This window comes from Streptomyces sp. CRN 30 (assembly GCF_034105845.1).
The window spans coordinates 16949-42086 of record NZ_JAVRHI010000339.1 but is presented as its reverse complement, the minus strand read 5'-3'; the positions used below and the strand labels follow the sequence as shown (position 1 = coordinate 42086).

Genomic DNA, 25138 nt, shown 5'->3' with positions numbered 1-25138 from the left:
CACCCGCTCGTAGAGCCCGAGCCGGTCGATCCGCGCCCGCAGCTTCGCGCGCTCGGGACCGCGCCCGTACAGGCGCAGGGTCCAGTCCGGATGGACGTCCGCGATCTTCGCGAAGGCGTCGATCAGCCGGTCGTACCGCTTTACGGGCACCAGTCGGCCGGCGGCGACGATGACGCGCGACGCGGGGTCGGACGGCTCGACACCCGGCGCGGGCACGCTGTTCGGTATGGACGAGATCCGGGCCGACGCGTCCGGCAGCGCCCGCCGGTACTGCTCGGCGTCGGCCTCCGACACGGTCACGAAGGCGTCCAGCTGCGGGACCGCGCGGTTCTGGTGCTCCCGCAGGGTGGGGTTGTGGGCGTCCAGGCTGAGGTGTTCCTGCCCGATGCGCAGGTAACGGCTCTGCCCGTCCCGGGCCAGATAGCCGTTGAGATCGGGCCGGGTGGAGATCACCACGTCGGCGTCCGTCCCGCGCAGCCACCGGCCGATGCGCTCGTCCTGCAACGCCGAGTAGGGCAGGCGGGAGGAGTGCGCGGCGGCACCGGTGTCGGGGAACATCGTGCACGGCTCACGCGTCAGAGGGTCGTCGCCCTCGTACGCCGGCCCTTCCCGCATGTCGATCAGCGACGTCAGCGTCACCCGCTCGTCATAGGCGAGCGCGGGCTCGTCCTTCACCCGGTGCACGCTGACCACCTCGACGTCGTGCCGGGCGGCGAACGCGGTGGAGAGGTTCACGGTCGAGCGGATGGTCCCGCCGATGCCGTAGGCGTTGTTGATCAGAAAAGCAATCTTCACTGCTCACTCCTCGGCACATGCGCCCTGGTCGACGGGGAGCGCCGGTCACCGTGCCGGCCGGCGACCACGGTTCATCGGCCGACGCGGGGAGAGCGGCTCAACCAGGTGGCCAGGCTACACATCCACCGCACCAGCCATCCTCGCCCACCGGCCCGCGTCGCCCCCACCGCTTCCGCCACTTCCGGTAACGACACACGTCCGGGGTGGTAGTCACACAGGAGGGCACGCAGACGAAACAGGTGGGCCACCTACTCTCGCGAGTAGGTGGCCCACCTGATGTTCCTCTGTCGGGGTGGCGGGATTTGAACCCACGACCTCTTCGTCCCGAACGAAGCGCGCTGCCAAGCTGCGCTACACCCCGATCGTCGCTGCTCGTCGCGGCGACGTCGTTTACTCTAGCCCACTCGTGGCTGGAGACGAAATCCGGTTCTCCGGCGGCTGGTCCCAGTGAGCGCGGTGGTCGAGCCGGTCGTCCGGGCCCCGTCGGCCGCGCGGGCGGTCGTGTCGGGTCCGCAGCAGGTTGGGGCGGACCCGGTCGACGGCCACCAGGAAGATGGCCAGGGCGTAGATCGCGAGGCCGAGGATGAGGGCGTTGGCGAGGACGCTCCGGTAGCCGTACGCGGCCACGTCGAGGAACGGGTAGAGGTACGGTGCCGACGAGCCGTCCGCGAGCAGGGCGCCCCGGGCCAGCGTGAACCCCAGGTACGCCAGTGGGCCCAGCAGCCACGCCGCCGCGTGGACCGGCCGCAGCGCCTTGGGGCGGGTCAGCAGCAGCCAGTCCGCCGCCACCGCGAGCGGGACCGCGGTGTGCAGGAGCGGACCGGTCACCTCGGGCAGGCCCGTGAACATGGCCACGTCACCGGAGCCCGCGCCCGCGTCCAGGCCCGTCAGGGCGGACGTCCCCACCTCGTGGGTCAGGAGCAGGTGGTGGACCAGGCCCGCGACGGAGGCGTAGAGCAGTGTGCCGCCCGTCACGAGCGGCGACAGGGGCTGGTCGGCCGTCCAGGCCCGGACCGCCGACCAGGCGAACACCACCGCCACCAGCAGGCCGCACTGGACGGACCAGTGGCTCAGCGCTCGCAGCGGGCTGCCCGTGAGCAGCTCGATGCCGACGCCGGTCGCCGCCGCGAGCGCCACCAGGGCGCGGAGGACGGCCGCCGTCGGGCGCCGGGCCGTGGGCGGCAGCACCGTCCTCGCGGGCGTCATGGGGGACAGCCGTACGGCGACACCCGGGATGGGGGGCAGTTCGGGGAGGTCCCTGGGTATCGGTGCGGTCATGCGTTCACGCTAAGCCGCACCGGCGGAACGGGCTGGTGGGAATGGGCCGGGCGGGTGACGGGGCGACGGGGTGAGAGGGCCTCGCCGCGGCCCGGCAGTCCCCGGCCCCGCGGTTCGCCTTCGGTTCGGTTCGCCCTGTCCCTCAGGTCACCCCCGGTGCCGCTCCCGCCCTACCAGGGTCAGCAGGGACGCCTCCGGCGGGCAGGCGAACCGTACCGGGGTGTAGCGGTTCGTGCCGCAGCCCGCCGATACGTGCATGTAGGCCGTACGCCCCTCCACCGTGTGTCTCGACAGGCCCTTCACCCGGTCCGTGTCCAGGTCGCAGTTGGTGACGAGCGCGCCGTAGAAGGGGATGCAGAGCTGGCCGCCGTGGGTGTGGCCCGCCAGGATCAGGGGGTAGCCGTCCGCGGTGAACGCGTCCAGCGTGCGCAGGTACGGGGCGTGCACCACGCCCAGGGAGAGGTCGGCCGACTCCGCGGGCCCGCCCGCCACGCGCGCGTAGCGGTCGCGCTTGATGTGCGGGTCGTCGAGACCGGTCAGCTCGATCTCCATGCCATCGATCTTGAGGGTGCCGCGGGTGTTCGTGAGGTTCAGCCAGCCCGCCGCGTCGAAGGCGTCCCGCAACTCCTCCCACGGGTTGTGGACGACGTCCACCGCGGGCGCGTTGCCGTTCAGGCCGTGCCGGCCCTGCATCTTCTCCACCAGGTAGCGGGCGGGGTTGCGCAGCTTCGGGCCGTAGTAGTCGTTCGAGCCGAAGACGTACGCCCCGGGGAACTCCATCAGCGGGCCCAGCGAGTCCAGCACCTCGGGGACGCCCTCGGGGTCGGAGAGGTTGTCCCCGGTGTTGATGACGAAGTCGGGGCGCAGGCCGGCCAGTGAGCGCAGCCAGCGCTGCTTCTTGCGCTGCCCGCTCACCATGTGGATGTCGGAGACCTGGAGTATGCGCAGGGGCCGCATGCCGGGCGGCAGCACCGGCACCGTCACCCGCCGCAGCCGGAAGGAGCGGGACTCGAATCCCGCCGCATACACCAGACCGGCGGCGCCGACCGCCGCGATCCCCACAGGTACTCCGTATCGCGCTCGCATGGCCCCATCGTGTCAGACCCGGGACGACGCGCGGCGCCGCCTGTGGACAACTCCTCCGCGAGGCCAAGTTCCCTTGTGGACAGGCGAGTAACACCCCGCGTGCTCCCCGCCCACGCCCGGCCGTCGGCCCGCTTCCGGCCCTCGCGTAATGAACGGGCGGCCAGCCCCGCGCACCTGCGACAATCAGGTCCATGACCACGCTCAAGTCGAAGCTGCAGGAAGACCTCAACGCCGCGATCAAGGAGCGCGACGAGCTCCGCTCCTCGACGCTCCGGCTGACGCTCGCCGCGATCACCAAGGAGGAGGTCGCGGGCAAGGAGAAGCGCGAGCTCTCCGACGACGAGGTCTCGAAGGTGATCACCAAGGAGGCGAAGAAGCGGCGCGAGGCCGCGGACGCCTTCGCACAGGGCGGTCGCCCCGAGCAGGCCGAGCGGGAGAAGGCGGAGGGCGAGATCCTCGCCGTCTACCTGCCCAAGCAGCTGTCGGACGACGCTCTCCGCGAGATCGTCGCCCAGGCGGTCGAGGAGGCCCGCGCGGCCGGCGCCGAGGGCCCGCGGGCCATGGGCCAGGTCATGAAGATCGTCAATCCCAAGGTGGCCGGGCAGGCCGAGGGCGGCCGTGTCGCCGCGGTGGTCAAGCAGCTCCTCGCCGGAGCCTGAGCGAGCGGCTTCGTCATCACTCGTCATACGGCGGTGGGGCGCCCCCTGAAGTGATCAGGGGGCGCCCCACCGCCGTACGCGTACCGCCGGGATTCAACCGGTCACCGGGTCAGCCGAACCTGCCCCCGTCGCCCCAGCCTCCTCCGTTGTCCTGTCCCTGGAAGAAGTTCTCCGGGATGGAGAAGGAGGGGTCGGGGAAGGTGCCGCCGTCGTTGCCGCCGTTGCCCCCGTTCCCGCCGTCGTCCCCGTTGCCGCCGCCCCAGCCACCGCCGTCGCCACCGCCGTCGCCACCGCCACCGTCGTTGTCCCCGTTGGCGCCGTCGTCCCCGTCGTCACCGTCCCCGTTGTCACCGTCGCCGCCCCGGCCGCCGCCGCTGTTGGCGTCGGGGATGTTGACCATGTTGAAGTCGGGCGAGGGCTTTCCCTCCAGGGCGCCGGACATCATGTCGCGCCAGATCGGACCGGGAACCGCACCGCCGTACACCTTGTCGTGCCACTGGCCGCCGATGGTAATGTCCACCATCTGCCGCTCGTGCGCGGGGTCGCCGACCCAGACCGCACCCGCCAGGTTCGGCGTGTAGCCCACGAACCAGGCCGCGTAGCGGTAGTCCGTCGTTCCGGTCTTGCCCGCGCTGGGGCGGCTGCCGAGACCCGCCTGCGTACCCGTGCCGTCCTCGACCACGCCCCGCAGGAGCGTGTTGACGGTGTCGGCGGTGTTCTCCGACATCGCGCGCGAGCAGGTCGACTTCGGCACCTCGAGGGAGTTCGTCCTCCCGCCGACCCGCTGGCTGATCGACTCGATGGCGACCGGCGTGCAGTACATGCCCCGGGAGGCGAAGGTCGCATACGCGTTCGCCATCGTCAGCGGCGACACCTCCTGGGTGCCGAGCGCGATGGACGGCACCTCGGGCATCTCGTTCCCGTCGGCCCGCTCGACGCCCATCTTCTGGGACAGCTCGGTCACCGGGCAGATGCCGATCTCGCTGATCAGCTGCACGAAGTAGGTGTTGACCGAGAGGGCGGTCGCCTCCTTCATGGCGTACGGGCCGACCTCGGACTCGTTCTCGTTGGTGAGCTCGGAGCCCTCCGTGTTCACCCACCGCTTGTCGCCGCACGTGGCGACCGGGCTCGGGTAGTCCATCTCGTACGGCGAGGAGTACGACTTGGTCGCCGACGTACCGCGTTCGATGGCGGCCGCCGCCACGATCGGCTTGAACGTGGAACCGGGCTGGTAGCCGGCGCCGCCGCCCATGTCCGCGTCGACCGAGAGGTTGATCGTGGTCTCGTCCTTCTTGCTGTCGATGCCGTACGGGCGGGACTGGCCCATCGCGAGGATCTTGCCGGTGCCGGGCTCGACGATGGTGGCCGCGGTCGCCACGTCGTCGCTCTGGTTGACGTGGTCCTTGACCGAGGCCTGGACCGCTTCCTGGGCCTTCGCGTCCAGCGTGGTGCGGATCGTCAGACCGCCCTGGTTCCAGACCTTGGCCCGGTCCTCCCTGGTCTTGCCGAAGACCGGGTCGGTCAGGAAGACCTCGCGCACGTAGTCGCAGAAGAAGCCCGCTCCCTTGACCGCCGTGATGCAGCCGTTCTTCGGCCTGCTGACGTTCAGTGCGATCGGGGTCTTCTTGGCCTCGTCGGCCTCCGCCTGGGTGATGTCGCCGACCTCGGCCATGCGCTGGAGGACCACGTTGCGGCGCTTCTTGGCCGTCGCCTCGTCGTTCACCGGGTCGTAGCTGGTCGGGGCCTGGACGATGCCGGCGAGGAGGGCCGCCTCCTGGAGGGCGAGGTCCTTGGCGGGTTTGGAGAAGTAGCGCTGCGACGCCGCCTCGACACCGTACGCCTGCTGGCCGAAGTAGGTGATGTTGAGGTAGTTCTCCAGGATCTTCTTCTTGCCGAGCTCCTCCTCGACCTGGATCGCGTACTTCAGCTCGCGGATCTTGCGGCCGAGGGTCTGCTGGGTGGCCTGGGCGACCTTCGTCGGGTCGTCGCCGGCCTCCTCCACGAAGACGTTCTTCACGTACTGCTGGGTCAGCGTCGAGGCGCCCTCCTCGACGCCGCCGCTCTGCGCGTTCTTGTTCAGGGCGCGCAGGATGCCCTTGAGGTCGACCGCCCCGTGCTCGTAGAAGCGCGAGTCCTCGATCGCGACGATCGCCTTCTGCATGTACGGCGACATGTCCTTGAGGTCGACCACCGTGCGGTCACGGGAGTAGACCGTGGCGATCTGCGCGCCCTCGCTGTCCAGGATCTGCGTGCGCTGACTCAGCGGCGGCCGCTTCAGATTGGACGGGATCTCGTCGAACCCCTCGACCGAGCCCTTGGCGGCCAGGCCCAGGGCGCCGACCGCGGGCAGGGCGATGCCCGCCATGACGGCTCCCGCGAGCACGCTGACACCGAGGAACCTGGCGGCCTGCTGCGTGGGTGACAGACCACCGCCCGAGCGCTTGTTTGCCATGAACGCAGCCTAATCCGTAGTCATGGGCGTTCCGAGGGAGCCGTCGGCCCTCGGGATGTTCGAGTACCGGATCGTGACGTACGAGGGCAGTCGGCCGCCGGCGATGCCGACGTTCTGATTCGCCGGACACGCGTCTATGCCTTGGCCTAAGCTGCTGTCGGTCGTCACAGCAGTAGACCCATGTATCAAGTACGTCCGGTGACCCCGGATCGTTCCGACGTCACACCGACTTTTTTCCGGGGGCGTGTCCGTATCCGCCTCGTGTGTCACCCGGTGTCCGATGTGACGCAGTGCAACTGTCCCGGTCTGACGGGATGGTCACGTATGTCCTCAGGTCACTCCCGCGGGTGATCTGCCGCTTACGCATAGTCCGTTCGGGCCATTCAAGATTGGGCCCGAAGGGGGTGTTGCACGGTGCCCACCTTCCGTAACGTCCTCAACTGGCGGCGGTGAATATGCCGCTGCCGCCGTGGGGGAGCCTCGATTCGGGAGAGGACGGCGCCGGTATGGGCTGGGTAACCGACTGGAGTGCGCAGGCTGCCTGCCGCACTACCGATCCGGATGAACTGTTCGTGCAGGGAGCAGCGCAGAACAGGGCCAAGGCGGTGTGCACCGGATGCCCGGTACGCACGGAGTGCCTGGCCGACGCGCTGGACAACCGCGTCGAGTTCGGCGTGTGGGGAGGCATGACGGAGCGCGAGCGCCGCGCACTGCTGCGCAGGCGGCCGACCGTCACGTCCTGGCGCAGGCTGCTGGAGACCGCGCGTACGGAGTACGAGCGCGGCGTCGGCCTGCTCCCCCTCGACGAGGACGAGACGTACGAGAGCTACGCGGCGGTGGGCTGAGAGCGTTCCCGTCGCCCCACCGGGACCACGGCACCCGCCCAGGGCACCCTCCGGGCGCCGGCGTCCGCGTCGCCGCTCCGGCAGGTGAGCCGGCCTCCGGTCTCCCGGGTTCCCCCACGCGCCACCCGCCCGTGCACCGGCCGTGCCCGGCGGTCCACGGGCGGTGGGTCACGGGCCCGCGGCAGGTGTGCCCCGGCGCGCGTGCTCAGGCGCCGGTCGCGGTCTCGGGCAGCTCCGGTCGTATGGTCGCGAGCCGGTCCCCGATGTCCCGCAGCCCCGCGAGGTCGTGGACGTCACCGGGCAGCGCGGCCACTTCCGCCACGGCCACCTCGGGGTGGAGTGCGGTGAAACGGTCGCGCGTGCGCTGCTCACGGGAGAGCAGCTGCATGCGCTCGGCGTGCAGCCTCAACAGGCCTGCGGTGAGTTGTTCGACGGCCCGGTCGCCCGTGGCGGTCCGGTCGTCCTCGGTGGTCTGTTCGTCCTCGGCGGTCCGGTCGGTGTCGGCCCGATCTTCGGCGGGGGAGCCGGTTTCGGGAGCCGGTGCCTCGGAGACGGAACCCTCGGATGCGGGAGATTCTGAACTGCCGTGCGTGGTGGGGGAGTTACGAAGTACTGCTTTCCCGCTCCGCTGATCCACAATGCGGGCCTCGTCAAGATTTTCCGCGGCGGCGAGCGCGCGCTCGGCGGACAGCTGGGCCGCGCCGCTGCCGTGGACCCGGTTGAGCACCAGGCCCGCGAGCGGCATGTCCTCGGCCGCCAGCCGCTCCACGAAGTACGCGGCCTCCCGCAGCGCGTCCCGCTCCGGGGCCGCCACCACCAGGAACGCCGTGCCGGGCGCCTGCAACAGTTTGTACGTGGCGTCCGCGCGCGTGCGGAACCCGCCGAACATCGAGTCCATGGCGGCCACGAACGTCTGCACGTCCCGCAGCAGCTGCCCGCCGAGCACCTTGCCCAGGGCGCCCGTCATCATCGACATCCCCACGTTGAGGAACTTCATCCCCGCGCGCCCGCCCATCTTCGCCGGCGCCAGCAGCACCCGGATCAGCTTCCCGTCCAGGAAGGAGCCGAGCCGCTTCGGGGCGTCCAGGAAGTCCAGCGCCGAGCGCGACGGAGGGGTGTCGACGACGATCAGGTCCCACTCGTCCCGCGCGCGGAGCTGCCCCAGCTTCTCCATCGCCATGTACTCCTGCGTGCCCGCGAAGCCCGCCGAGAGCGACTGGTAGAAGGGGTTGCCCAGGATGGCGGACGCCCGCTCGGGGTCCGCGTGCGCCTCGACGATCTCGTCGAAGGTGCGCTTCATGTCGAGCATCATCGCGTGCAGTTCGCCGCCCGCGGTGTCGTCGATGCCCTTCACCCGGCGCGGGATGTTGTCCAAGGAGTCGATGCCCATCGACTGCGCCAGCCTGCGGGCCGGGTCGATGGTGAGCACGACCACCTTGCGGCCGCGCTCGGCTGCCCGCAGCCCCAGGGCCGCCGCCGTGGTCGTCTTGCCGACACCGCCGGAGCCGCAGCACACCACGATGCGGGTGTCCGGGTCGTCCAGCAGCGGGTCGACCGCCAACGCGCGGGCCGACCGGATGGAGCGGTGGGGGGCGTGGGCATGGGCCGAGCCGTGCGCCTCCTGCGGAGGGGCCGGTTCGTGGAGGGCGGACGAGTCGTGCGTGGTGGCCGGGTCCGGACTCATGAGATCCCTTGCTGACGCAGTTCCGTGGCCAGTTCGTACAGACCCGCGAGGTCCATGCCCTCGGCGAGCAGCGGCAGTTCGTGCAGCGGCAGGTCCAGCTCCTGCAGGACGGCCCGCTGCTCGTGCTCCAGTGCGTGGCGCTCGGCGTACTCCCCGGCCTGGCCCAGCAGCGGCTGCACGAGCCGCTCGGCGCCGCCGCCGCGCCGCGCGCCGCCGAGCCCGGCGGCCGAGAGCGCCCGCGCGACGGCCGGACGGGAGGCGGCCGCCATGAACTCCAGCTCGGCGGAGTCCAGCACGGCCGGCCGCACCATGTTCACGATGATCCGGCCCACCGGCAGCCGGGCGGCGCGCAGCTCCGCGATGCCGTCCGCGGTCTCCTGGACGGGCATCTCCTCCAGCAGGGTGACCAGGTGCACCGCCGTAGCCGGTGACTTCAGCACGCGCATCACGGACTGGGCCTGGTTGTGTATCGGGCCGATCTTCGCCAGGCCCGCCACCTCGTCGTTGACGTTGAGGAAGCGGGTGATGCGGCCCGTGGGCGGCGCGTCCATCACCACGTAGTCGTACGCGAAGCGCCCGTTGCGGTCCTTGCGGCGCACGGCCTCGCACGCCTTGCCGGTGAGGAGCACGTCCCGCACGCCCGGCGCGATGGTGGTGGCGAAGTCTATGGCGCCGAGCTTCTTCAGGGCCCGGCCGGCGCCGCCCAGCTTGTAGAACATCTGGAGGTAGTCCAGCAGGGCCAGCTCCGGGTCGATGGCGAGCGCGTACACCTCCCCGCCGCCCGGAGCCACGGCGATCTTGCGCTCCTCGTACGGCAACGCCTCCGTCTCGAAGAGCTGCGCGATGCCCTGTCTGCCCTCGACCTCGACCAGAAGGGCGCGCTTCCCCTCGGTCGCGAGGGCGAGCGCGAGTGCTGCGGCGACCGTGGTCTTACCGGTACCGCCCTTGCCACTGACGACCTGGAGCCTGCTCACATATTCGAGCGTAACCAGTCCGCCCGCGGCCTACGCCTGGGGCTGTGGACAACGGGTCCGCACTCGGCCACGTGCCCGGTGTACGGCAGCGGCTAGAGTCGGCCACATGACCAAGTGGGAATACGCAACCGTGCCGCTGCTCGTCCACGCCACGAAGCAGATCCTGGACACCTGGGGCGAGGACGGCTGGGAGCTCGTCCAGGTCGTGCCCGGGCCGAACAACCCCGAGCAGCTGGTGGCCTACCTGAAGCGGGAGAAGGTGTGAGCGCCGTCGAGGCGAAGCTGGCGGAGCTCGGGCTGACGCTGCCGGAGGTCGTGCCTCCGCTGGCCGCGTACCAGCCCGCCGTACGGTCCGGGGCGTACGTGTACACGTCCGGCCAGCTCCCCATGGTGGACGGCAAGCTGCCGCTCACCGGCAAGGTCGGCGCCGAGGTCACGCCGGAGGAGGCCAAGGAACTGGCCCGTGTCTGCGCGTTGAACGCGCTCGCCGCGGTCAAGTCGGTCGCCGGTGACCTCGACCGCGTCGCGCGCGTGGTGAAGGTCGTGGGCTTCGTCGCCTCCGCGGCCGACTTCACGGGCCAGCCCGCCGTCGTCAACGGCGCCAGCGAACTGCTCGGCGAGGTCCTCGGCGACAAGGGCGTCCACGCCCGCAGCGCGGTCGGCGTGGCGGTGCTCCCGCTGGACGCGCCGGTCGAGGTCGAGATCCAGGTGGAGCTGACGCAGGCGTGACGGGCCGGCGGACGGGGCCCTGAGCGGCGCCCGTCCCGCCCGTCGTCCAGGGGCGCCGACCGCCACCGGCCGTACCGGTGCGACGGCGCGCCCCTGGTGGCACCGCTGCCGCCCTCGAACATCAGCGCGTCACGGGATAGCCTCCGGCCATGGCGAACGGGCAGTGGTATCCACCGGAGTGGCCGGAACGCATCCGCGCGCTGGCCGAGGGAGCGCTCACCCCGGTCGCCCCGAAGCGGGCGGCCACGGTCATGCTCCTGAAGGACACCGACGGCACCCCCGCGGTGCACATGCTGCGCCGGCGCGCCTCCATGGCCTTCGCGGCGGGCGCGTACGCGTACCCGGGCGGCGGCGTGGATCCGCGCGACGACGACCACCTCGTCCGGTGGGCGGGCCCCACGCGCGCGTGGTGGGCCGACCGGCTCGGCGTCGGCGACGAGCGGGCCGCCCAGGCCGTCGTGTGCGCGGCCGTGCGGGAGACGTACGAGGAGGCGGGCGTCCTGCTCGCGGGTCCGGCCGCCGACACGGTGGTCGGCGACACGACGGGCGAGGACTGGGAGGCCGACCGCGCCGCGGTGGCCGCCCGTGAGCTGCCCTTCGCGGAGTTCCTCGAGCGCAGGGGACTGGTGCTGCGGTCCGACCTGCTGGGCGCCTGGGCCCGCTGGATCACCCCGGAGTTCGAGTCCCGCCGCTACGACACCTGGTTCTTCGTGGCGGCCCTCCCCCAGGGGCAGCGCACCCGTAACGCTTCCACCGAGGCCGACCGCACGGTGTGGATCCGGCCCCGGGACGCGGCCGACGCCTATGACCGGGGCGACCTGCTGATGATGCCGCCCACCATCGCGACGCTGCGTCAGCTCACCGCGTACCCGACGGCCGCCGGGGCGCTGGCCGCCGCACCCGCCCGCGACCTGACGCCCGTTCTGGCCACGGCCCGGCTGCGGGACGGCGAGATCGAACTCTCCTGGCCCGGCCACGACGAGTTCACCAAGCACGTCCCGGCCGGGGGAAGCCCCGCATGACCCGGGGACGGCCGGCGAACGGCCCCGGCCGGACCACGACCGACGTACTGGAGCGTGTTCCCGTATGACCGACGCCGCCGCCCTGCCCGGCCAGCCGCGGGGCGAGGTCCGCTCGGGCCCCGCCACCGCGCGTGCCGTCAACGTGCTCGCGCCCAACGCGTCCGCGATGACCCTGGACGGCACGAACACCTGGATCCTGTCCGAACCCGGCTCCGCGGTGGCGGTCGTCGTCGATCCGGGCCCGTCGGACGAGGGACACCTCCGCCACGTCGTCGACACGGCGGAGCGGGCAGGCAAGCGCATAGCGCTGACCCTGCTCACGCACGGGCACCCGGACCACGCCGAGGGTGCCGCGCGGTTCGCGGAGCTGACGGGGACCGGGGTACGGGCGCTGGACCCGGCGCTGCGGCTCGGGGACGAGGGACTGGGCGCGGGCGACGTGGTGACGGCCGGCGGGCTGGAGCTGCGGGTCGTGCCGACCCCCGGGCACACCGCCGACTCGCTGAGCTTCCACCTCCCGGCCGATCGGGCGGTCCTGACGGGTGACACCGTCCTGGGACGCGGTACGACCGTCGTGGCCCACCCCGACGGCCGTCTCGGGGACTATCTGGACTCCCTGCGGCGTCTCAGGTCGCTGACGGTCGACGACGGCGTGCACACCGTGCTGCCGGGGCACGGTCCCGTCCTCGACGACGCCCAGGGCGCCGTGGAGTACTACCTCGCCCATCGCGCCCACCGGCTCGCCCAGGTCGAGACGGCCGTCGAGGACGGCCACCGGTCGCCGGACGAGATCGTGGCGCACGTGTACGCGGACGTGGACCGCTCCCTGTGGCCGGCGGCCGAGCTGTCGGTGCGGGCGCAGCTGGACTACCTGCGGGAGCACGGACTCATCTGAGGCACCCGGGGGAGAAGGCCGCGGGGGCCCGCCGTCCGGAGGAGGCGGGACCCCGTCGTGCGTACCGCGGCGGTGGTCAGCGCGAGCGCTTGGCCAGCCGCTCGACGTCGAGGAGGATCACGGCGCGGGCCTCCAGGCGCAGCCAGCCGCGGCCGGCGAAGTCGGCGAGGGCCTTGTTGACCGTCTCGCGGGACGCGCCGACGAGCTGGGCGAGCTCCTCCTGCGTGAGGTCGTGGACGACGTGGATGCCCTCCTCCGACTGCACGCCGAAGCGGCGGGAGAGGTCCAGGAGCGCGCGGGCCACCCGGCCGGGCACGTCCGAGAAGACCAGGTCGGACATCTGGTCGTTGGTCTTGCGCAGCCGGCGGGCGACGGCGCGCAGCAGGGCGGCGGCCACCTCGGGGCGTGCGTTCAGCCAGGGCTGGAGGTCGCCGTGGCCGAGGCCCAGCAGTTTGACCTCGGTCAGCGCGGTGGCCGTGGCCGTGCGCGGGCCGGGGTCGAACAGGGACAGCTCGCCGATCAGCTCGCCGGGGCCGAGCACCGCCAGCATGTTCTCGCGGCCGTCGGGGGACGTGCGGTGGAGCTTGACCTTGCCTTCCATGACCACGTAGAGGCGGTCACCCGGGTCCCCCTCGTGGAACAGCGAGTCACCGCGCGCGAGGGTCACCTCACTCATGGAGGCGCGGAGCTCCGCGGCCTGCTCGTCATCGAGCGCCGCGAAGAGCGGGGCGCGCCGCAGAACGTCGTCCACGAGTTCTCTCCTTGTCGACCTGCTCAGGGGATCTTGCTCCCCGGTGTACCAGGGGACCGTGCTCCCCATTTTGCCGGACGGTCCAAACAGTGTGATCTGTCACAAGGATGCCGCACCGGTGTGCCGGGACATGCGGCAGGGGTCCAATCGGACGCCGATCTCCTGGCTCCGGGGCGGATGTCCTTGCTGGGCTTTACGCTGGCCGGGTGTCCAAAACACCGGCGAGCACACAGGCCTGAGGGATCGGGCGGGTGGTTGCGGACCAGAATTCCGCTGTGGGCGAACAAGACCCCGTGGGGGCGAAGAAAACGGCAAAGGGTACGAAGGTGACTGCAGCCAAGAAGACCTCGGCGAAGAGGAACACGACCGGGAGGACCGCGCCCGCGGAGGCCGCCGACGCGGAGACGGCGTCCGCGGAGGCCGCCGGCGGGAAGACCGCGTCCGGGCGGGCGGACGGGGTGAAGGGCGGGACCGGCCGCGCCCCGAAGCCCGAGTCCCGCACCGCCCTCGTCCGCCGCGCCCGCCGCATCAACCGCGAGCTCGCCGAGGTGTACCCGTACGCCCACCCGGAGCTGGACTTCGAGAACCCCTTCCAGCTGCTCGTGGCCACGGTCCTGTCCGCCCAGACCACCGACCTGCGGGTGAACCAGACGACACCGGGTCTCTTCGCCAGGTACCCCACCCCCGAGGACCTGGCCGTGGCCAATCCCGAGGAGGTCGAGGAGATCCTGCGGCCCTGCGGGTTCTTCCGGGCCAAGACCAGGTCGGTGATCGGGCTGTCGAAGGCGCTGGTGGAGAAGTTCGGCGGCGAGGTCCCCGGGCGCCTGGAGGATCTGGTCGAGCTGCCCGGCGTCGGCCGCAAGACCGCGTTCGTCGTGCTCGGCAACGCCTACGGCCGGCCCGGCATCACGGTGGACACGCACTTCCAGCGGCTGGTGCGCCGGTGGCGGTGGACCGAGGAGACGGACCCCGAGAAGATCGAGGCGGCCGTCGGCGCGCTCTTCCCGAAGAGCGACTGGACGATGCTCTCGCACCACGTGATCTGGCACGGCCGCCGTATCTGCCACGCCCGCAAGCCCGCCTGCGGCGCCTGCCCCATCGCACCGCTCTGCCCGGCCTACGGCGAGGGCGAGACGGACCCGGAGAAGGCGAAGAAGTTGCTGAAGTACGAGAAGGGCGGCTTCCCGGGCCAGCGCCTCAAGCCCCCGCAGGCATACCTGGACGCGGGCGGCATCCCGGCACCGCCCCTGGGAGCCGCGTGACGGTGCCCGGCCGGCGGGGGCGCCGCACGGAGCGTGGGGCGGGGACCGCGGTACGCCGCCCTGCCGCACCGGACGGCGCGTACCCGGCCGGATGTGCGCGCCCGCGAAGGGCGGCGTCACACCCACACGGGGGACACGTGGAACGATCCGTGCGCTCGGGGGCGTTGGGACCAGCAGAGCGACGGGGGTGGCGATGAAGCACGCGAGCGACACGCACGACGGGCGGCTGGGCCTGAGCAGGGACGGCCTGCCCGACTGGCTGGACCCGGTGGCCCACGTGGTGGAGACGGTGGAGCCGCGGCAGTTGAGCCACTTCCTGCCGCCGGCCGACGGGGCGGGACGGCAGTCGGCCGTGCTGGTCCTGTTCGGCGAGGGGGAGCGGGGGCCCGAGCTGCTGCTCATGGAGCGGGCCGGTTCCCTGCGGTCGCACGCCGGCCAGCCCGCCTTCCCCGGCGGCGCCCTCGACCCCGAGGACGGCGACCCACGGGCCGACGGCCCGCTGCGGGCGGCGCTGCGCGAGGCCGAGGAGGAGACGGGGCTCGACCCGGGCGGCGTCCAGCTCTTCGGCGTCCTGCCCCGGCTCTACATCCCGGTGAGCGGGTTCGTCGTGACGCCCGTGCTGGGCTGGTGGCGCGAGCCGAGCCCGGTCGGCGTCGTGGACCCGAACGAGACCGCCCGGGTGTTCACGGTCCCCGTGGCGGACCTGACCGACCCCGCGAACCGGGCCACGGCCGTCCATCCCCGGGGCCACATGGGCCCGGCGTTCCTCGTGCAGTCGGCCCTCGTCTGGGGCTTCACGGCCGGGATCATCGACCGCCTGCTGCACTTCGCGGGCTGGGAGCAGCCCTGGGACCAGGAGAAGCAGGTCCCGCTCGACTGGCGTGCGTGACAGGGTGGCGGCCGTGCTGTGTTCTTCCGGGAGCCGTCTCCCGGGCCCCGGGGCGGGATTGGGCGACCGCAAGGTGACGAGGCGAGGCGTGAAGCGGTGAACGTGCTGGACATCCTGTTGCTGGTGGCCGCCGTGTGGTTCGCCGTGGTGGGCTATCGCCAGGGGTTCGTGGTCGGTGTCCTGTCGGTGACCGGCTTCCTCGGCGGCGGTCTCGCCGCGGTCTACCTGCTCCCGGTCGTCTGGGACGTGCTGACGGACGACGCCGAGGTCGGTACGGCCGCCGTCGTCGTCGCGGTGATCGTCGTCATCGTGTGCGCCTCCGTCGGGCAGGCCCTGACCACCCATCTGGGCAACAAGCTGCGCCGGTACCTCACCTGGTCCCCGGTCCGCGCCCTGGACGCCACCGGCGGTGCCCTGGTCAACGTGGTGGCGATGCTCCTGGTCGCCTGGCTGATCGGCACCCTCCTCGCCAGTACGACGATACCGACGGTCCGCAAGGAGGTGCGCAACTCCGCCCTGCTGCTGGGCGTCGAGAGGGTGCTCCCGGACGAGGCCGACACCTGGTTCGACGACTTCACCTCGGTCCTCGCCCGCAACGGCTTCCCCCAGGTGTTCAGCCCGTTCTCCAAGGAACCCATCACCGAGGTGCGGCCCCCGGACCCCGCGCTGGCCGGCTCTCCGGTCGCCGCCCGCGCCAAGAGGTCCATCGTCAAGGTCATGGGCACCGCGGAGAGTTGCGGCAAAGTCCTGGAGGGTACCGGCTTCGTCTTCGACGAGCGGCGGGTGATGACCAACGCCCATGTGGTCGGCGGAGTCGACGAGCCCACCGTGCAGATAGGCGGTGTGGGCCGCAGGTACGAGGCCACGGTCGTGCTCTACGACTGGCGGCGCGACATCGCCGTGCTCGACGTGCCGGATCTGGACGCGCCGGTGCTGCGGTTCGCGGCGGGCGACGCCGACGGCGGCGACGGCGCGATCGTGGCGGGCTTCCCGGAGAACGGCGCGTACGACGTGCGCCCCGCGCGCGTGCGCGGGCGCATCACGGCCGACGGCCCGGACATCTACCACCGCGGCACCGTCCGCCGCGACGTGTACTCGCTGTACGCGACCGTCCGCCAGGGCAACTCCGGCGGCCCGCTGCTGACACCCGACGGCGAGGTGTACGGCGTGATCTTCGCCAAGTCCCTGGACGACCCGGACACCGGGTACGCCCTCACCGCGGACGAGGTGCGCGAGGACATCGCCCAGGGACGTTCGGCCAACCAGCAGGTGGGTAGCGACAGCTGCGCGCTCTAGAGGCCGGAGGCACTCAGGGGCGCGGGTGGCGCAGCCGGGCCGAGACCCAGCGGGCCCGGCGGCGCAGGATGCGCGGAATCCCCAACCGGGGGTCTGTACCCGTGAGCTGCGGGTTCCCCCTCTGGTGGGAGCTCAGCCCGGCGGCCGAGCGGCGGGTGCGTGCTGCGTCACTGTAATCGTGCGTCCAGCCCATACCCGGACGTGTGCCCCTGCCCCAAGGTCGATAACCGCTCTCAGGCCCCCCAATTGGCGTATGCGTCGGGCATGTGTTCCAGCCTCCGGCCGGTGGTCCCGGCGCGGGCACCGGGCGCACCGGAATGGTCACCTGACGTATCGGATCGGTCACCTGTTGCGCAGGAGTGGTCAGCGGTCGGGTTCGGGATCCTTCAGCCAGTTGATGAGCTCGGCGGAGAACGCCACCGGGTCCTCCTCGTGCGGGAAGTGGCCGAGACCGTCGAACAGCCGCCAGCGGTACGGCGCCTCGACGTACTCGCCGGAGCCGGCCGCGCTGCGCGTGCGCATCACCGGGTCGAGCGAGCCGTGCAGATGGAGGGTGGGCACCCGGACCGGGCGCCGCATCCGGCGGTTGAACTGGAAGCCGTCAGGGCGGGCCAGTGAGCGGACCATCCAGCGGTACGGCTCGATCGAGCAGTGCGCGGTCGACGGGATGCACATGGCGCGCCGGTACGTCTCCACCGCCTCGTCGTCCGGGAGCCGTGGCCCCGACCAGTCCCGCACCAGCCGGCCCACCAGGGCGGCGTCGTCCGCGGTGAGCTGTCGCTCGGGGATCCACGGCCGCTGGAAACCCCAGATGTAGGAACTCGCGGCCGTCTGCTTGACGTCGGACACCATCGCGGAGCGCCAGCGCCGCGGGTGCGGCATCGAGGAGACCGCGAGCCGCCGGACGAGTTTGGGTCGCATCACGGCGGCCGTCCACGCCAGGTAACCGCCCAGGTCATGGCCGACCAGGGCGGCGTCGGGCTCCCCGAGGGACCGGACCACCCCGGTGATGTCGAGCGCGAGGTTGGCCGGGTCGTAGCCCCGGGGTGTGCGGTCGCTGCCGCCGACCCCGCGCAGATCCATGGCCACGGCCCGGAAGCCCGCCTCGGCCAGCGCGACCAACTGGTGCCGCCAGCTCCACCAGAACTGCGGGAAGCCGTGCAGCAGGAGCACCAGCGGCCCGTCGCCCAGCTCGGCGATGTGGAAGCGCGCGCCGTTGGCCGCGACGTCCCGGTGCGTCCAGGGCCCGTCGAGCCGTACGACCGACGTGGGCTGGGCCGGCGTCGGCAGCGGTGCGGGCACCGGAACCGGCGCCTGAGCCACGTCTGGCGCCGGAGGCGCCGGGAAGTCCGGAGAGGCCGGTGCGGGGGCGGGATCCGTCATGAGGACGAGCGTGCCACAGCCTCGACGGCACCGTCGGCGTACTGGGGCTGACGGGGATGCGGCTTGGCGTTCTGCAGGACGCCCGCACTCTCCTTCATCGAGGCGGCGACCTTCTGCGGCCCCTTGCCCTTCTTCGCCTTCTTCGCGAAGACGACACCGATGAGCGCGAGCACCCCGGCGACCAGCACGTTCGCCGCGAACGACAGGAGGAAGCAGACGGCCAGGTTCCAGTCGGTCCACGTCCGGATGCCGTACGCCAGGGCGAAGCTCAGCATCGGCAGGGAAAAGATCAGCACGGCACCCGCCGCCGCGAACGCGCCGCCACCGGCCGCACCGCGCTTGACGTCCCGCTTGAGCTGGGCCTTGGCCAGCGCGATCTCGTCGTGCACCAGTGCGGACATCTCGGTGGTCGCCGAGGCGAACAGCTGGCCGATGCTGCGTTCGGCGCCGACCGGGCTGCCGTCGGGTGCGCTCATCGAAGTCTCCCTCTTCCGCGTCTGCGTCTGGGGCACTCCGGGGCCGTGAGGCCTGCGTGCGGCCTCGTCCGTGCGAGGGCTCGCGTACGGTCCGGCCGCCCGACCGGCTCGCGCGGCGCCTTGTCGCCAAGGCCCTGCGCGGGCTGAAGTCATGCGTCCTTCGTACGGCTCCGGGGTGCCTGCGAATTCTGTACGGTCCTGTCAGATCATGCCGGACCGTCGTTCCCCTCGCCTGCCCTGCCCGTCACTTCGGCAAGCCTCCGGTGCTCGGCGGCCTTGCGCTCATGGATCTCGGCCATGCGCAGGTGGTACGCCGGCTGGTGCTCCTCGTAGATGTCGGGAACGCCGCTGAGGTCGTCGTCGCGCTCCTCCTCCTCGTACATCCGGCGGTACTTGGCGTTGCGTACCTTCAGCAGCACCGTGGCCAGTACGGCCGCGATCAGGGAGCCGATGAGGACGGATGCCTTGATCCTGTCGGTGAGCTCCGCGTCGCCCGTGAAAGCGAGTTCACCGATGAGCAGCGAGACGGTGAAACCGATACCGGCGAGCGTGGCGACCGCGAACACGTCCGGCCAGGCGAGGTCGCTGCTGAGCGTCGCCCTGGTGAAGCGGGCAGCCAGCCAGGTCCCGCAGAAGATGCCGACCGCCTTGCCGACGACGAGGCCGAGCACCACTCCGAGCGTCTCGGGCCGCGCGAACACGTCGGCGAGCGCGCTGCCGGAGACCATGACACCCGCGCTGAACAGGGCGAACAACGGTACGGCGAGGCCCGCGGACAGCGGCCGTACGAGGTGTTCGATGTGCTCGCCGGGAGAGCGTTCCTCACCCTCGTGCCGCGTGCAGCGCAGCATCAGGCCCATCGCGACACCGGCGATCGTGGCGTGGACGCCACTGTTGTACATCAGCCCCCAGATGACCAAGGCCAGTGGGACGTACACGTACCAACCGCGCACGCCCCTCCGGAGCAGCCACCAGAAGGCGGCGAGGCCGACGAGCGCACCGCCGAGCGCGGCGAAGCTCAGGTCACTGGTGAAGAACACCGCGATGATCAGAATGGCGAAGAGGTCGTCGACGACGGCAAGGGTGAGCAGGAAGGCACGCAGGGCGGCGGGCAGCGAGGTGCCGATGACCGCGAGGACGGCCAGGGCGAAGGCGATGTCGGTGGCGGTGGGCACGGCCCAGCCGCCGAGCGAGCCGCCGCCGGCGAGGTTGGTCAACGTGTAGACGAGCGCGGGGGCGGCCATACCGCAGAGCGCGGCGACGACGGGCAGGAGAGCCGCTCTGGGGTCCCGTAGCTCACCGGCCACCAGCTCGCGCTTCAGTTCGATCCCGGCGACGAAGAAGAAGACGGCAAGCAGTCCGTCCGCGGCCCAGTGTCCGATGGAAAGGTTGAGGCCGAGTGCGGCGGGGCCCAGGTGGAAGTCCCGTACGGCTTCGTAGCTGGAGTGCAGGGCGGGGACGTTCGCCCAGATCAGCGCTGTGACAGCGGCCGCCAGGAGGAGGACGCCGCCGACGGTCTCGGTGCGCAGCGCGTCCGCGACGAAGTTCCGCTCGGGCAGGGACAGCCGGCCGAAGAACTTACGGGTGTGCGCGGAGCGGGCGGGAGCACGGCGAGGGGACATGGTGCGAACCTCCGGTCGGTGGGCATGGCGGAACACATGCCGACCAGACTTCCCGGCGCACCTTGAGGGTCCTGTTGCGTTGTCGTACTGCGCGTTGACGTACGCCCCTCAGCTTACCCAAGGGGGCGCTTCGAGGGTCGCGCCGGTCCGTACGACGGGCGTGGGGCGCCCGACGGTGCCGGGGGGCGCCCGACGGTGTGACGGGTGCCCCCTCGGACACGTACCTAGTCCTCGCTCGGCGCCGCGGGCAGCTTGCTCTGGATCAGGTCCATCACCGACGAGTCGCTCAGCGTCGTCACGTCCCCGACCTGGCGGTTCTCCGCGACATCGCGCAGCAGACGCCGCATGATCTTTCCGGAGCGGGTCTTGGGCAGCTCGGCCACCGGCAGGATCCGCTTCGGCTTGGCGATGGGGCCCAGGGCCGCGCCCACATGGGTGCGCAGCTCGGTTACCAGGTCCTCGGTCTCGGCGGCCGTACCGCGCAGGATCACGAACGCCACGATCGCCTGCCCGGTCGTCTCGTCGGCCGCGCCGACCACGGCCGCCTCGGCGACCGACGGGTGCGACACGAGCGCCGACTCCACCTCGGTGGTGGAGATGTTGTGGCCGGAGACCAGCATCACGTCGTCGACCCGGCCGAGGAGCCAGATGTCCCCGTCGTCGTCCTTCTTGGCACCGTCGCCCGCGAAGTACCGGCCCTCGAAGCGCGACCAGTAGGTGTCGATGAACCGCTGGTCATCGCCCCAGATGGTGCGCAGCATCGACGGCCACGGCTCGGTGAGGACGAGATAGCCACCGCCGCCGTTCGGGACCTCGTTCGCCTCGTCGTCGACGACGGTCGCCGAGATGCCCGGCAGCGGCCGCTGGGCGGAGCCCGGCTTGGCCTCCGTCACGCCCGGCAGCGGGGAGATCATCATCGCGCCGGTCTCGGTCTGCCACCAGGTGTCCACGACCGGTGTGGTGTCCGCGCCGATGTTCTTGCGGTACCAGACCCACGCCTCGGGGTTGATCGGCTCACCGACCGACCCGAGGACGCGCAGGCTGGACAGGTCGAACTTCGCGGGGATGTCGTCGCCCCACTTCATGAACGTACGGATCGCCGTGGGTGCCGTGTAGAGGATCGTGACGCCGTACTTCTGCACGATCTCCCAGAAGCGGCCCTGGTGCGGCGTGTCGGGCGTGCCCTCGTACATGACCTGCGTCGCGCCGTTCGCCAGCGGTCCGTACACGATGTACGAGTGGCCGGTCACCCAGCCGACGTCGGCGGTGCACCAGTACACGTCGGTCTCGGGCTTGAGGTCGAAGACGGCGTGGTGGGTGTACGCGGTCTGGGTGAGGTAGCCGCCGGAGGTGTGCAGGATGCCCTTCGGCTTCCCCGTCGTCCCCGACGTGTAGAGGATGAACAGCGGGTGCTCGGCCTCGAACGCCTCGGGGGTGTGCTCGGCGGACTGCCGCGCGACGACGTCGTGCCACCACACGTCCCGGCCCTCGGTCCAGGTGACGTCCTGGCCGGTGCGACGGACGACGAGGACGTGCTCCACGTGTGTGGTGCGCTCGACCGCGTCGTCCACCGCCGGTTTGAGGGCGGACGGCTTACCGCGGCGGTAGCCGCCGTCGGCGGTGATGACGACCTTGGCGTCGGCGTCCTCGATGCGCTTGGCGAGCGCGTCCGCCGAGAAACCGCCGAAGACCACGGAGTGGGCGGCGCCGACACGGGCGCAGGCGAGCATCGCGACGGCCGTCTCGGGGATCATCGGCATGTAGACCGCGACCCGGTCGCCCTTCCGGACACCCAGCTCCAGCAGGGCGTTCGCCGCCCTGGAGACCTCGTCCTTGAGGTCGGCGTAGGTGAGGGAGCGGCTGTCGCCCGGCTCGCCCTCGAAGTGGATGGCGACCCGGTCGCCGTGTCCGGCCTCGACATGCCGGTCCACGCAGTTGTACGCGACGTTGAGCCGGCCGTCCTCGAACCATTTGGCGAAGGGCGGGTTCGACCAGTCGAGGGTCTCGGTCGGCTCGGTCTCCCAGGTCAGCCGGCGGGCCTGCGCGGCCCAGAAGCCGAGCCTGTCGGCCTTGGCCTGTTCGTACGCCTCCGCGGTGACGTTGGCGTGTTCGGCCAGGTCGGCGGGGGGCGCGAACCTGCGCTCTTCCTTGAGCAGGTTGGAGAGGGAAGGACTATCGCTCACTTGCCCTCCTCCTTCCCGAGCAGGTTGGCCAAGGATTCGTTGCTCACGACATCTCCCTTTCTCAGGGTGTCCGTTGTGTCCCGGGCCACAGCTCATCAGACGCGGACCCCCGCTGACAAGGGTCGACGGGCGAGTGGTGTAGACCTGTGGACGGGCGGCTCCGCAGCTGGGGCCCACTGATGGTCACGGACGCGGGGCGTGCGGGGTTCAGACGAAGCGCGCACGGGGCGGGGAGGCGCGCCGGGTGCGAGCCGCGGTCGCGCGGTGGTGCGGCCCGGCGGTGACACGGGCCGCACCACTGTGCCGTGGCCGTCACGCGGAGCTGCGCTGCTCCTCCGCGTCACGTGGTTCCACATGGTGGAACAGCTGGGACTCACCGGTGAGCAGATAGGCCTGCGCCTCGCCCACGTGGAAGTACATCCCGTGCAGTTCCAGTGCGCCTTCGCGCAGGGCGCGCGCCACGGACTCGTGCGCTCTGAGATGCTCCAGTTGCTGAAGCACATTGGTCAGGCACAGCTGCTCGGCGGCGTCGACCGGTGACCGGCCCGCGAGCCTGGCCCAGGGCCGCTGCGTGTCCGCCATGCGCTCCAGGCTCGGCAGCCCGTGCCGCAGCCACCGCTTGAGCGGTGTCCGGGCGCCCCCGGGGTCCGTGTTCAGCAGTGCCTGCATCGCCCCGCAGCCGGAGTGCCCGCACACGGTGATCGACCGCACCTCGAGGACGTCCACCGCGTACTCGATCGCCGCGGCCACCGAATCGTCTCCGCTCTCCTCGCCCGGCAGGGGCACGAGGTTGCCCACATTGCGTACGACGAAGAGATCGCCCGGACCGCTCGAGGTGATCATCGACGTGACGAGCCGTGAGTCGGCGCAGGTCAGGAAGAGCTGTGAGGGCTGCTGTCCCTCACGCGCCAGCCGGGCCAGCTCACTGCGCACCAAGGGAGCGGTGTTCCGCTGGAACGTGCTGATCCCCTGCGCCAGCCGGTGCGCGCTCGGCCCGTCGTCCGGGGCCTGCTCCGGCTGTTCGCCGGCCGGTGCGGGGCGCGGGCTCTCGCAGTGGTGGTTGCGCCAGGCCGTCCAGGGGCGGCACCGGCAGCCGGACGCGTCGGCGGGCTCCGCGATCCGCACGCCGGTGCGCCCGGTGAGCTCCACCGATCCGCCCTGCGCGGTGTGTGTCTTCTGCCAGTCCTGGAGCGTCTCGAACGCGGCGTGGTCCATGAACGACCCGTCCAGCTCCACGACCGCCTCGGCCCCCTGGGGCACCTGGTGCAGAGCGCGGCTCAGCCGGGGAACCGCGAGGAACGTCAGCTGGCCCCTCACGTGCACGTGGTGCACCTCTTCCCGCTCGTCGTGGGTGATGCGGGTGCGGGTGAGCCGGTGCAGGGCGACGGCGACGGCCACGGCGACACCCAGCGCGACTCCCTCCAGGACGCCGAGGAGCACGACGCCGAGGGTGGTGACGGCGTACACCAGTACTTCGCGGTGGCGGGTGACCGTACGGATGTGGTGGAGGGACACCATCTGGACGCCGACGGCCATCACGAGGGCCGCGAGTGCGGCGAGGGGGATCAGCTCGAGCATCGGGACCATCAGCAGCGCGGCCACCACCACCCACGCGCCGTGCAGCATCGTGGAGTTCCGGCTCACGGCACCGGCCTGCACGTTGGCCGAACTGCGCACCGCGACGCCTGCGACGGGCAGCCCGCCGAGCGCTCCCGAGAGGATGTTGGCGGAACCCTGGCCGAGCAGTTCCTTGTCCAGGTCCGAGCGCGTCATGCCCGGTCGCCCGGCCACGAGCTTGTCCACGGCGACGGAGCCGAGCAGCGACTGCACGCTGCACACCAGCGTGATGGTGACGACCGCGGTGGCGAGTCCCAGCGCCGGTCCCTCGGGGAGCCCGGCGAGGGCGTGGCTGTGCCAGGAGGGCAGGTCGACCTTGGGCAGGGTCAGTCCGGCGAGGGCGGCGGTCGTGGTCGCCGCGGCGACGGCGACCAGCGCTCCGGGAGCTGTGCGCAGCAGGCGGCCGGCCCGGCCGGGCAGCCGTGGCCAGGCGAACAGCACGGCGAGGGTCAGCGCGCTCATCGCCAGGGCGGCGGGATGCAGCCGTGCCAGCTGGTCCGGCAGCGCGCGGAGGTTGTCCAGGACGGCGCTCTGCGGAGTGCCGCCGAGCACGATGTGGAGCTGGGCGACGGCGATGGTGACGCCGATGCCGGCCAGCATGCCGTGCACGATCGCCGGGCTGACGGCGAGCGCCGTACGGGCCACGCGCAGGCATCCGAGGCCGAGCTGGGCGACTCCGGCCAGGACGGTGATGGCGCAGGTGGTCCGCCAGCCGTACCGCTGGATGAGGTCGGCGGTGACGACGGTGAGGCCGGCGGCGGGACCGCTGACCTGGAGCGGGGAGCCCCCGAGGCGCCCGGCGACCAGGCCTCCGACTGCCGCGGCGACCAGGCCGGCCTGGAGGGGCGCGCCGGTGGCGAGGGCGATGCCGAGGGACAGGGGGAGTGCGATCAGGAAGACCGCGAGTGAGGCGGACAGGTCGGCGGCTTCGACACGGAAGCGCCGCCGGTGCGGGACGGGTGGGGGGCTGTGGGGGCGGTGGGCGCTCTTCGTCCGAGTCGGATCGGTGGCTCGGGCGGGGACGCAGGCTGGCATGGTTCCCGTTTCTTCCGGGGCGGCGCGGCGCGTAGCAGGTGGTCCCCGCGCGGCGGCGGGGACGGGGCGACCGTGGGTCGCGATCACAGCGGCGGAAAGTCTCAACGCTCAGTAAACGAATCGTAATCAAGAGTAAAGGGTGTGTCTGGATAATCCCCGCAAATGGGGTAATGGATCACCTCAAAGAGTGAATCGGTCTTTTTAT

The 25138-nt window shown here is 71.6% G+C and carries 22 protein-coding genes and 1 tRNA gene; 9 read left to right on the top strand and 14 right to left on the bottom strand.

Annotated elements, in window-relative coordinates:
* The 4 genes from UW392_RS36560 to UW392_RS36545 all read right to left on the bottom strand — a co-directional run.
* Window positions 1-795: glycosyltransferase (locus UW392_RS36560; protein WP_320779518.1), on the bottom strand; the 795-nt coding region annotated here is incomplete at its 3' end.
* Window positions 796-1082: 287 nt separating this feature from the next.
* Window positions 1083-1156 (bottom strand) — tRNA-Pro (locus UW392_RS36555).
* A 29-nt stretch (window positions 1157-1185) separates the two neighbouring features.
* Window positions 1186-2073: a Pr6Pr family membrane protein gene (locus tag UW392_RS36550; protein WP_320779517.1), complete on the bottom strand. Its 888-nt coding sequence runs from the start codon at window positions 2071-2073 to the stop codon at window positions 1186-1188.
* Between the two features lie 147 nt (window positions 2074-2220).
* Window positions 2221-3159, bottom strand: coding sequence for a metallophosphoesterase (locus UW392_RS36545; protein WP_320779516.1), 939 nt, complete (start codon window positions 3157-3159; stop codon window positions 2221-2223).
* 191 nt (window positions 3160-3350) lie between these two features.
* On the opposite strand from UW392_RS36545, the gene UW392_RS36540 reads away from it, so the two are divergent.
* A complete protein-coding gene (locus UW392_RS36540) occupies window positions 3351-3818 on the top strand; it encodes a GatB/YqeY domain-containing protein (protein WP_320779515.1) in 468 nt (155 codons plus the stop codon).
* A 109-nt stretch (window positions 3819-3927) separates the two neighbouring features.
* On the opposite strand, the gene UW392_RS36535 is transcribed toward UW392_RS36540, so the two are convergent.
* Complete coding sequence (locus UW392_RS36535) at window positions 3928-6270, bottom strand: transglycosylase domain-containing protein (RefSeq protein WP_320779514.1); 2343 nt, start codon at window positions 6268-6270, stop codon at window positions 3928-3930.
* Between the two features lie 506 nt (window positions 6271-6776).
* On the opposite strand from UW392_RS36535, the gene wblA reads away from it, so the two are divergent.
* Entirely contained in the window at window positions 6777-7115 is a 339-nt protein-coding gene (gene wblA, locus UW392_RS36530) for a transcriptional regulator WblA (RefSeq protein ID WP_320779513.1), read from the top strand.
* A 205-nt stretch (window positions 7116-7320) separates the two neighbouring features.
* On the opposite strand, the gene UW392_RS36525 is transcribed toward wblA, so the two are convergent.
* The gene (locus UW392_RS36525) at window positions 7321-8799 is read right to left on the bottom strand and encodes an ArsA family ATPase (protein WP_320779512.1); all 1479 of its coding nucleotides are present in this window, start codon (window positions 8797-8799) and stop codon (window positions 7321-7323) included.
* Window positions 8796-9773: an ArsA family ATPase gene (locus tag UW392_RS36520; RefSeq protein WP_320779511.1), complete on the bottom strand. Its 978-nt coding sequence runs from the start codon at window positions 9771-9773 to the stop codon at window positions 8796-8798. The genes UW392_RS36525 and UW392_RS36520 overlap by 4 nt, the downstream gene beginning before the upstream one ends.
* Window positions 9774-9879: 106 nt before the next feature.
* On the opposite strand from UW392_RS36520, the gene UW392_RS36515 reads away from it, so the two are divergent.
* The 4 genes from UW392_RS36515 to UW392_RS36500 all read left to right on the top strand — a co-directional run bounded on the left by UW392_RS36515 (window position 9880) and on the right by UW392_RS36500 (window position 12419).
* Complete coding sequence (locus UW392_RS36515; protein ID WP_266672772.1) at window positions 9880-10038, top strand: DUF4177 domain-containing protein; 159 nt, start codon at window positions 9880-9882, stop codon at window positions 10036-10038.
* Window positions 10035-10502 carry a RidA family protein gene (locus UW392_RS36510; protein WP_320779510.1) on the top strand — a complete coding sequence of 156 codons (468 nt, stop codon included), beginning with the start codon at window positions 10035-10037 and terminating at the stop codon, window positions 10500-10502. The genes UW392_RS36515 and UW392_RS36510 overlap by 4 nt, the downstream gene beginning before the upstream one ends.
* A 149-nt stretch (window positions 10503-10651) precedes the next feature.
* Window positions 10652-11524: an NUDIX hydrolase gene (locus UW392_RS36505; protein WP_320779509.1), complete on the top strand. Its 873-nt coding sequence runs from the start codon at window positions 10652-10654 to the stop codon at window positions 11522-11524.
* Window positions 11525-11588: 64 nt separating this feature from the next.
* Window positions 11589-12419 carry an MBL fold metallo-hydrolase gene (locus UW392_RS36500; RefSeq protein ID WP_320779508.1) on the top strand — a complete coding sequence of 277 codons (831 nt, stop codon included), beginning with the start codon at window positions 11589-11591 and terminating at the stop codon, window positions 12417-12419.
* A gap of 76 nt (window positions 12420-12495) precedes the next feature.
* Here the strand turns inward: UW392_RS36500 and UW392_RS36495 are convergent, their stop codons facing one another.
* Window positions 12496-13170 carry a Crp/Fnr family transcriptional regulator gene (locus UW392_RS36495; protein ID WP_030573597.1) on the bottom strand — a complete coding sequence of 225 codons (675 nt, stop codon included), beginning with the start codon at window positions 13168-13170 and terminating at the stop codon, window positions 12496-12498.
* Window positions 13171-13496: 326 nt separating this feature from the next.
* On the opposite strand from UW392_RS36495, the gene nth reads away from it, so the two are divergent.
* The 3 genes from nth (at window position 13497) to UW392_RS36480 (ending at window position 16617) form a co-directional block, all read left to right on the top strand.
* Window positions 13497-14432 (top strand): endonuclease III, encoded by a 936-nt coding sequence (nth, locus tag UW392_RS36490; RefSeq protein WP_414496843.1) that lies wholly within the window; start codon window positions 13497-13499, stop codon window positions 14430-14432.
* A 193-nt stretch (window positions 14433-14625) separates the two neighbouring features.
* The gene (locus UW392_RS36485) at window positions 14626-15321 is read left to right on the top strand and encodes a CoA pyrophosphatase (RefSeq protein ID WP_320779507.1); all 696 of its coding nucleotides are present in this window, start codon (window positions 14626-14628) and stop codon (window positions 15319-15321) included.
* Window positions 15322-15417: 96 nt separating this feature from the next.
* Complete coding sequence (locus UW392_RS36480; protein WP_320779506.1) at window positions 15418-16617, top strand: MarP family serine protease; 1200 nt, start codon at window positions 15418-15420, stop codon at window positions 16615-16617.
* A gap of 13 nt (window positions 16618-16630) precedes the next feature.
* On the opposite strand, the gene UW392_RS36475 is transcribed toward UW392_RS36480, so the two are convergent.
* The 6 genes from UW392_RS36475 to UW392_RS36450 all read right to left on the bottom strand — a co-directional run bounded on the left by UW392_RS36475 (window position 16631) and on the right by UW392_RS36450 (window position 24933).
* Window positions 16631-16810, bottom strand: coding sequence for a hypothetical protein (locus UW392_RS36475; protein ID WP_320779505.1), 180 nt, complete (start codon window positions 16808-16810; stop codon window positions 16631-16633).
* A 170-nt stretch (window positions 16811-16980) separates the two neighbouring features.
* Complete coding sequence (locus tag UW392_RS36470) at window positions 16981-18000, bottom strand: alpha/beta hydrolase (RefSeq protein ID WP_320779504.1); 1020 nt, start codon at window positions 17998-18000, stop codon at window positions 16981-16983.
* Complete coding sequence (locus tag UW392_RS36465) at window positions 17997-18476, bottom strand: phage holin family protein (protein WP_320779503.1); 480 nt, start codon at window positions 18474-18476, stop codon at window positions 17997-17999. The genes UW392_RS36470 and UW392_RS36465 overlap by 4 nt, the downstream gene beginning before the upstream one ends.
* A 206-nt stretch (window positions 18477-18682) precedes the next feature.
* A complete protein-coding gene (gene nhaA / locus UW392_RS36460; RefSeq protein WP_320779502.1) occupies window positions 18683-20098 on the bottom strand; it encodes a Na+/H+ antiporter NhaA in 1416 nt (471 codons plus the stop codon).
* A gap of 224 nt (window positions 20099-20322) precedes the next feature.
* The gene (acs, locus tag UW392_RS36455; protein WP_320779501.1) at window positions 20323-22281 is read right to left on the bottom strand and encodes an acetate--CoA ligase; all 1959 of its coding nucleotides are present in this window, start codon (window positions 22279-22281) and stop codon (window positions 20323-20325) included.
* 312 nt (window positions 22282-22593) lie between these two features.
* Window positions 22594-24933 (bottom strand): SulP family inorganic anion transporter, encoded by a 2340-nt coding sequence (locus UW392_RS36450; RefSeq protein WP_320779500.1) that lies wholly within the window; start codon window positions 24931-24933, stop codon window positions 22594-22596.
* Window positions 24934-25138: the final 205 nt, after the last annotated feature.

Coding starts and splice junctions, on each gene's coding strand:
- UW392_RS36550 (WP_320779517.1), bottom strand. CDS start 2,073: ATGACCGCACCGATACCCAGGGACCTCCCCGAACTGCCCCCCATCCCG.
- UW392_RS36545 (WP_320779516.1), bottom strand. CDS start 3,159: ATGCGAGCGCGATACGGAGTACCTGTGGGGATCGCGGCGGTCGGCGCC.
- UW392_RS36540 (WP_320779515.1), top strand. CDS start 3,351: ATGACCACGCTCAAGTCGAAGCTGCAGGAAGACCTCAACGCCGCGATC.
- UW392_RS36535 (WP_320779514.1), bottom strand. CDS start 6,270: ATGGCAAACAAGCGCTCGGGCGGTGGTCTGTCACCCACGCAGCAGGCC.
- wblA (WP_320779513.1), top strand. CDS start 6,777: ATGGGCTGGGTAACCGACTGGAGTGCGCAGGCTGCCTGCCGCACTACC.
- UW392_RS36525 (WP_320779512.1), bottom strand. CDS start 8,799: ATGAGTCCGGACCCGGCCACCACGCACGACTCGTCCGCCCTCCACGAA.
- UW392_RS36515 (WP_266672772.1), top strand. CDS start 9,880: ATGACCAAGTGGGAATACGCAACCGTGCCGCTGCTCGTCCACGCCACG.
- UW392_RS36505 (WP_320779509.1), top strand. CDS start 10,652: ATGGCGAACGGGCAGTGGTATCCACCGGAGTGGCCGGAACGCATCCGC.
- UW392_RS36500 (WP_320779508.1), top strand. CDS start 11,589: ATGACCGACGCCGCCGCCCTGCCCGGCCAGCCGCGGGGCGAGGTCCGC.
- UW392_RS36485 (WP_320779507.1), top strand. CDS start 14,626: ATGAAGCACGCGAGCGACACGCACGACGGGCGGCTGGGCCTGAGCAGG.
- UW392_RS36475 (WP_320779505.1), bottom strand. CDS start 16,810: ATGGGCTGGACGCACGATTACAGTGACGCAGCACGCACCCGCCGCTCG.
- UW392_RS36470 (WP_320779504.1), bottom strand. CDS start 18,000: ATGACGGATCCCGCCCCCGCACCGGCCTCTCCGGACTTCCCGGCGCCT.
- UW392_RS36465 (WP_320779503.1), bottom strand. CDS start 18,476: ATGAGCGCACCCGACGGCAGCCCGGTCGGCGCCGAACGCAGCATCGGC.
- nhaA (WP_320779502.1), bottom strand. CDS start 20,098: ATGTCCCCTCGCCGTGCTCCCGCCCGCTCCGCGCACACCCGTAAGTTC.
- UW392_RS36450 (WP_320779500.1), bottom strand. CDS start 24,933: ATGCCAGCCTGCGTCCCCGCCCGAGCCACCGATCCGACTCGGACGAAG.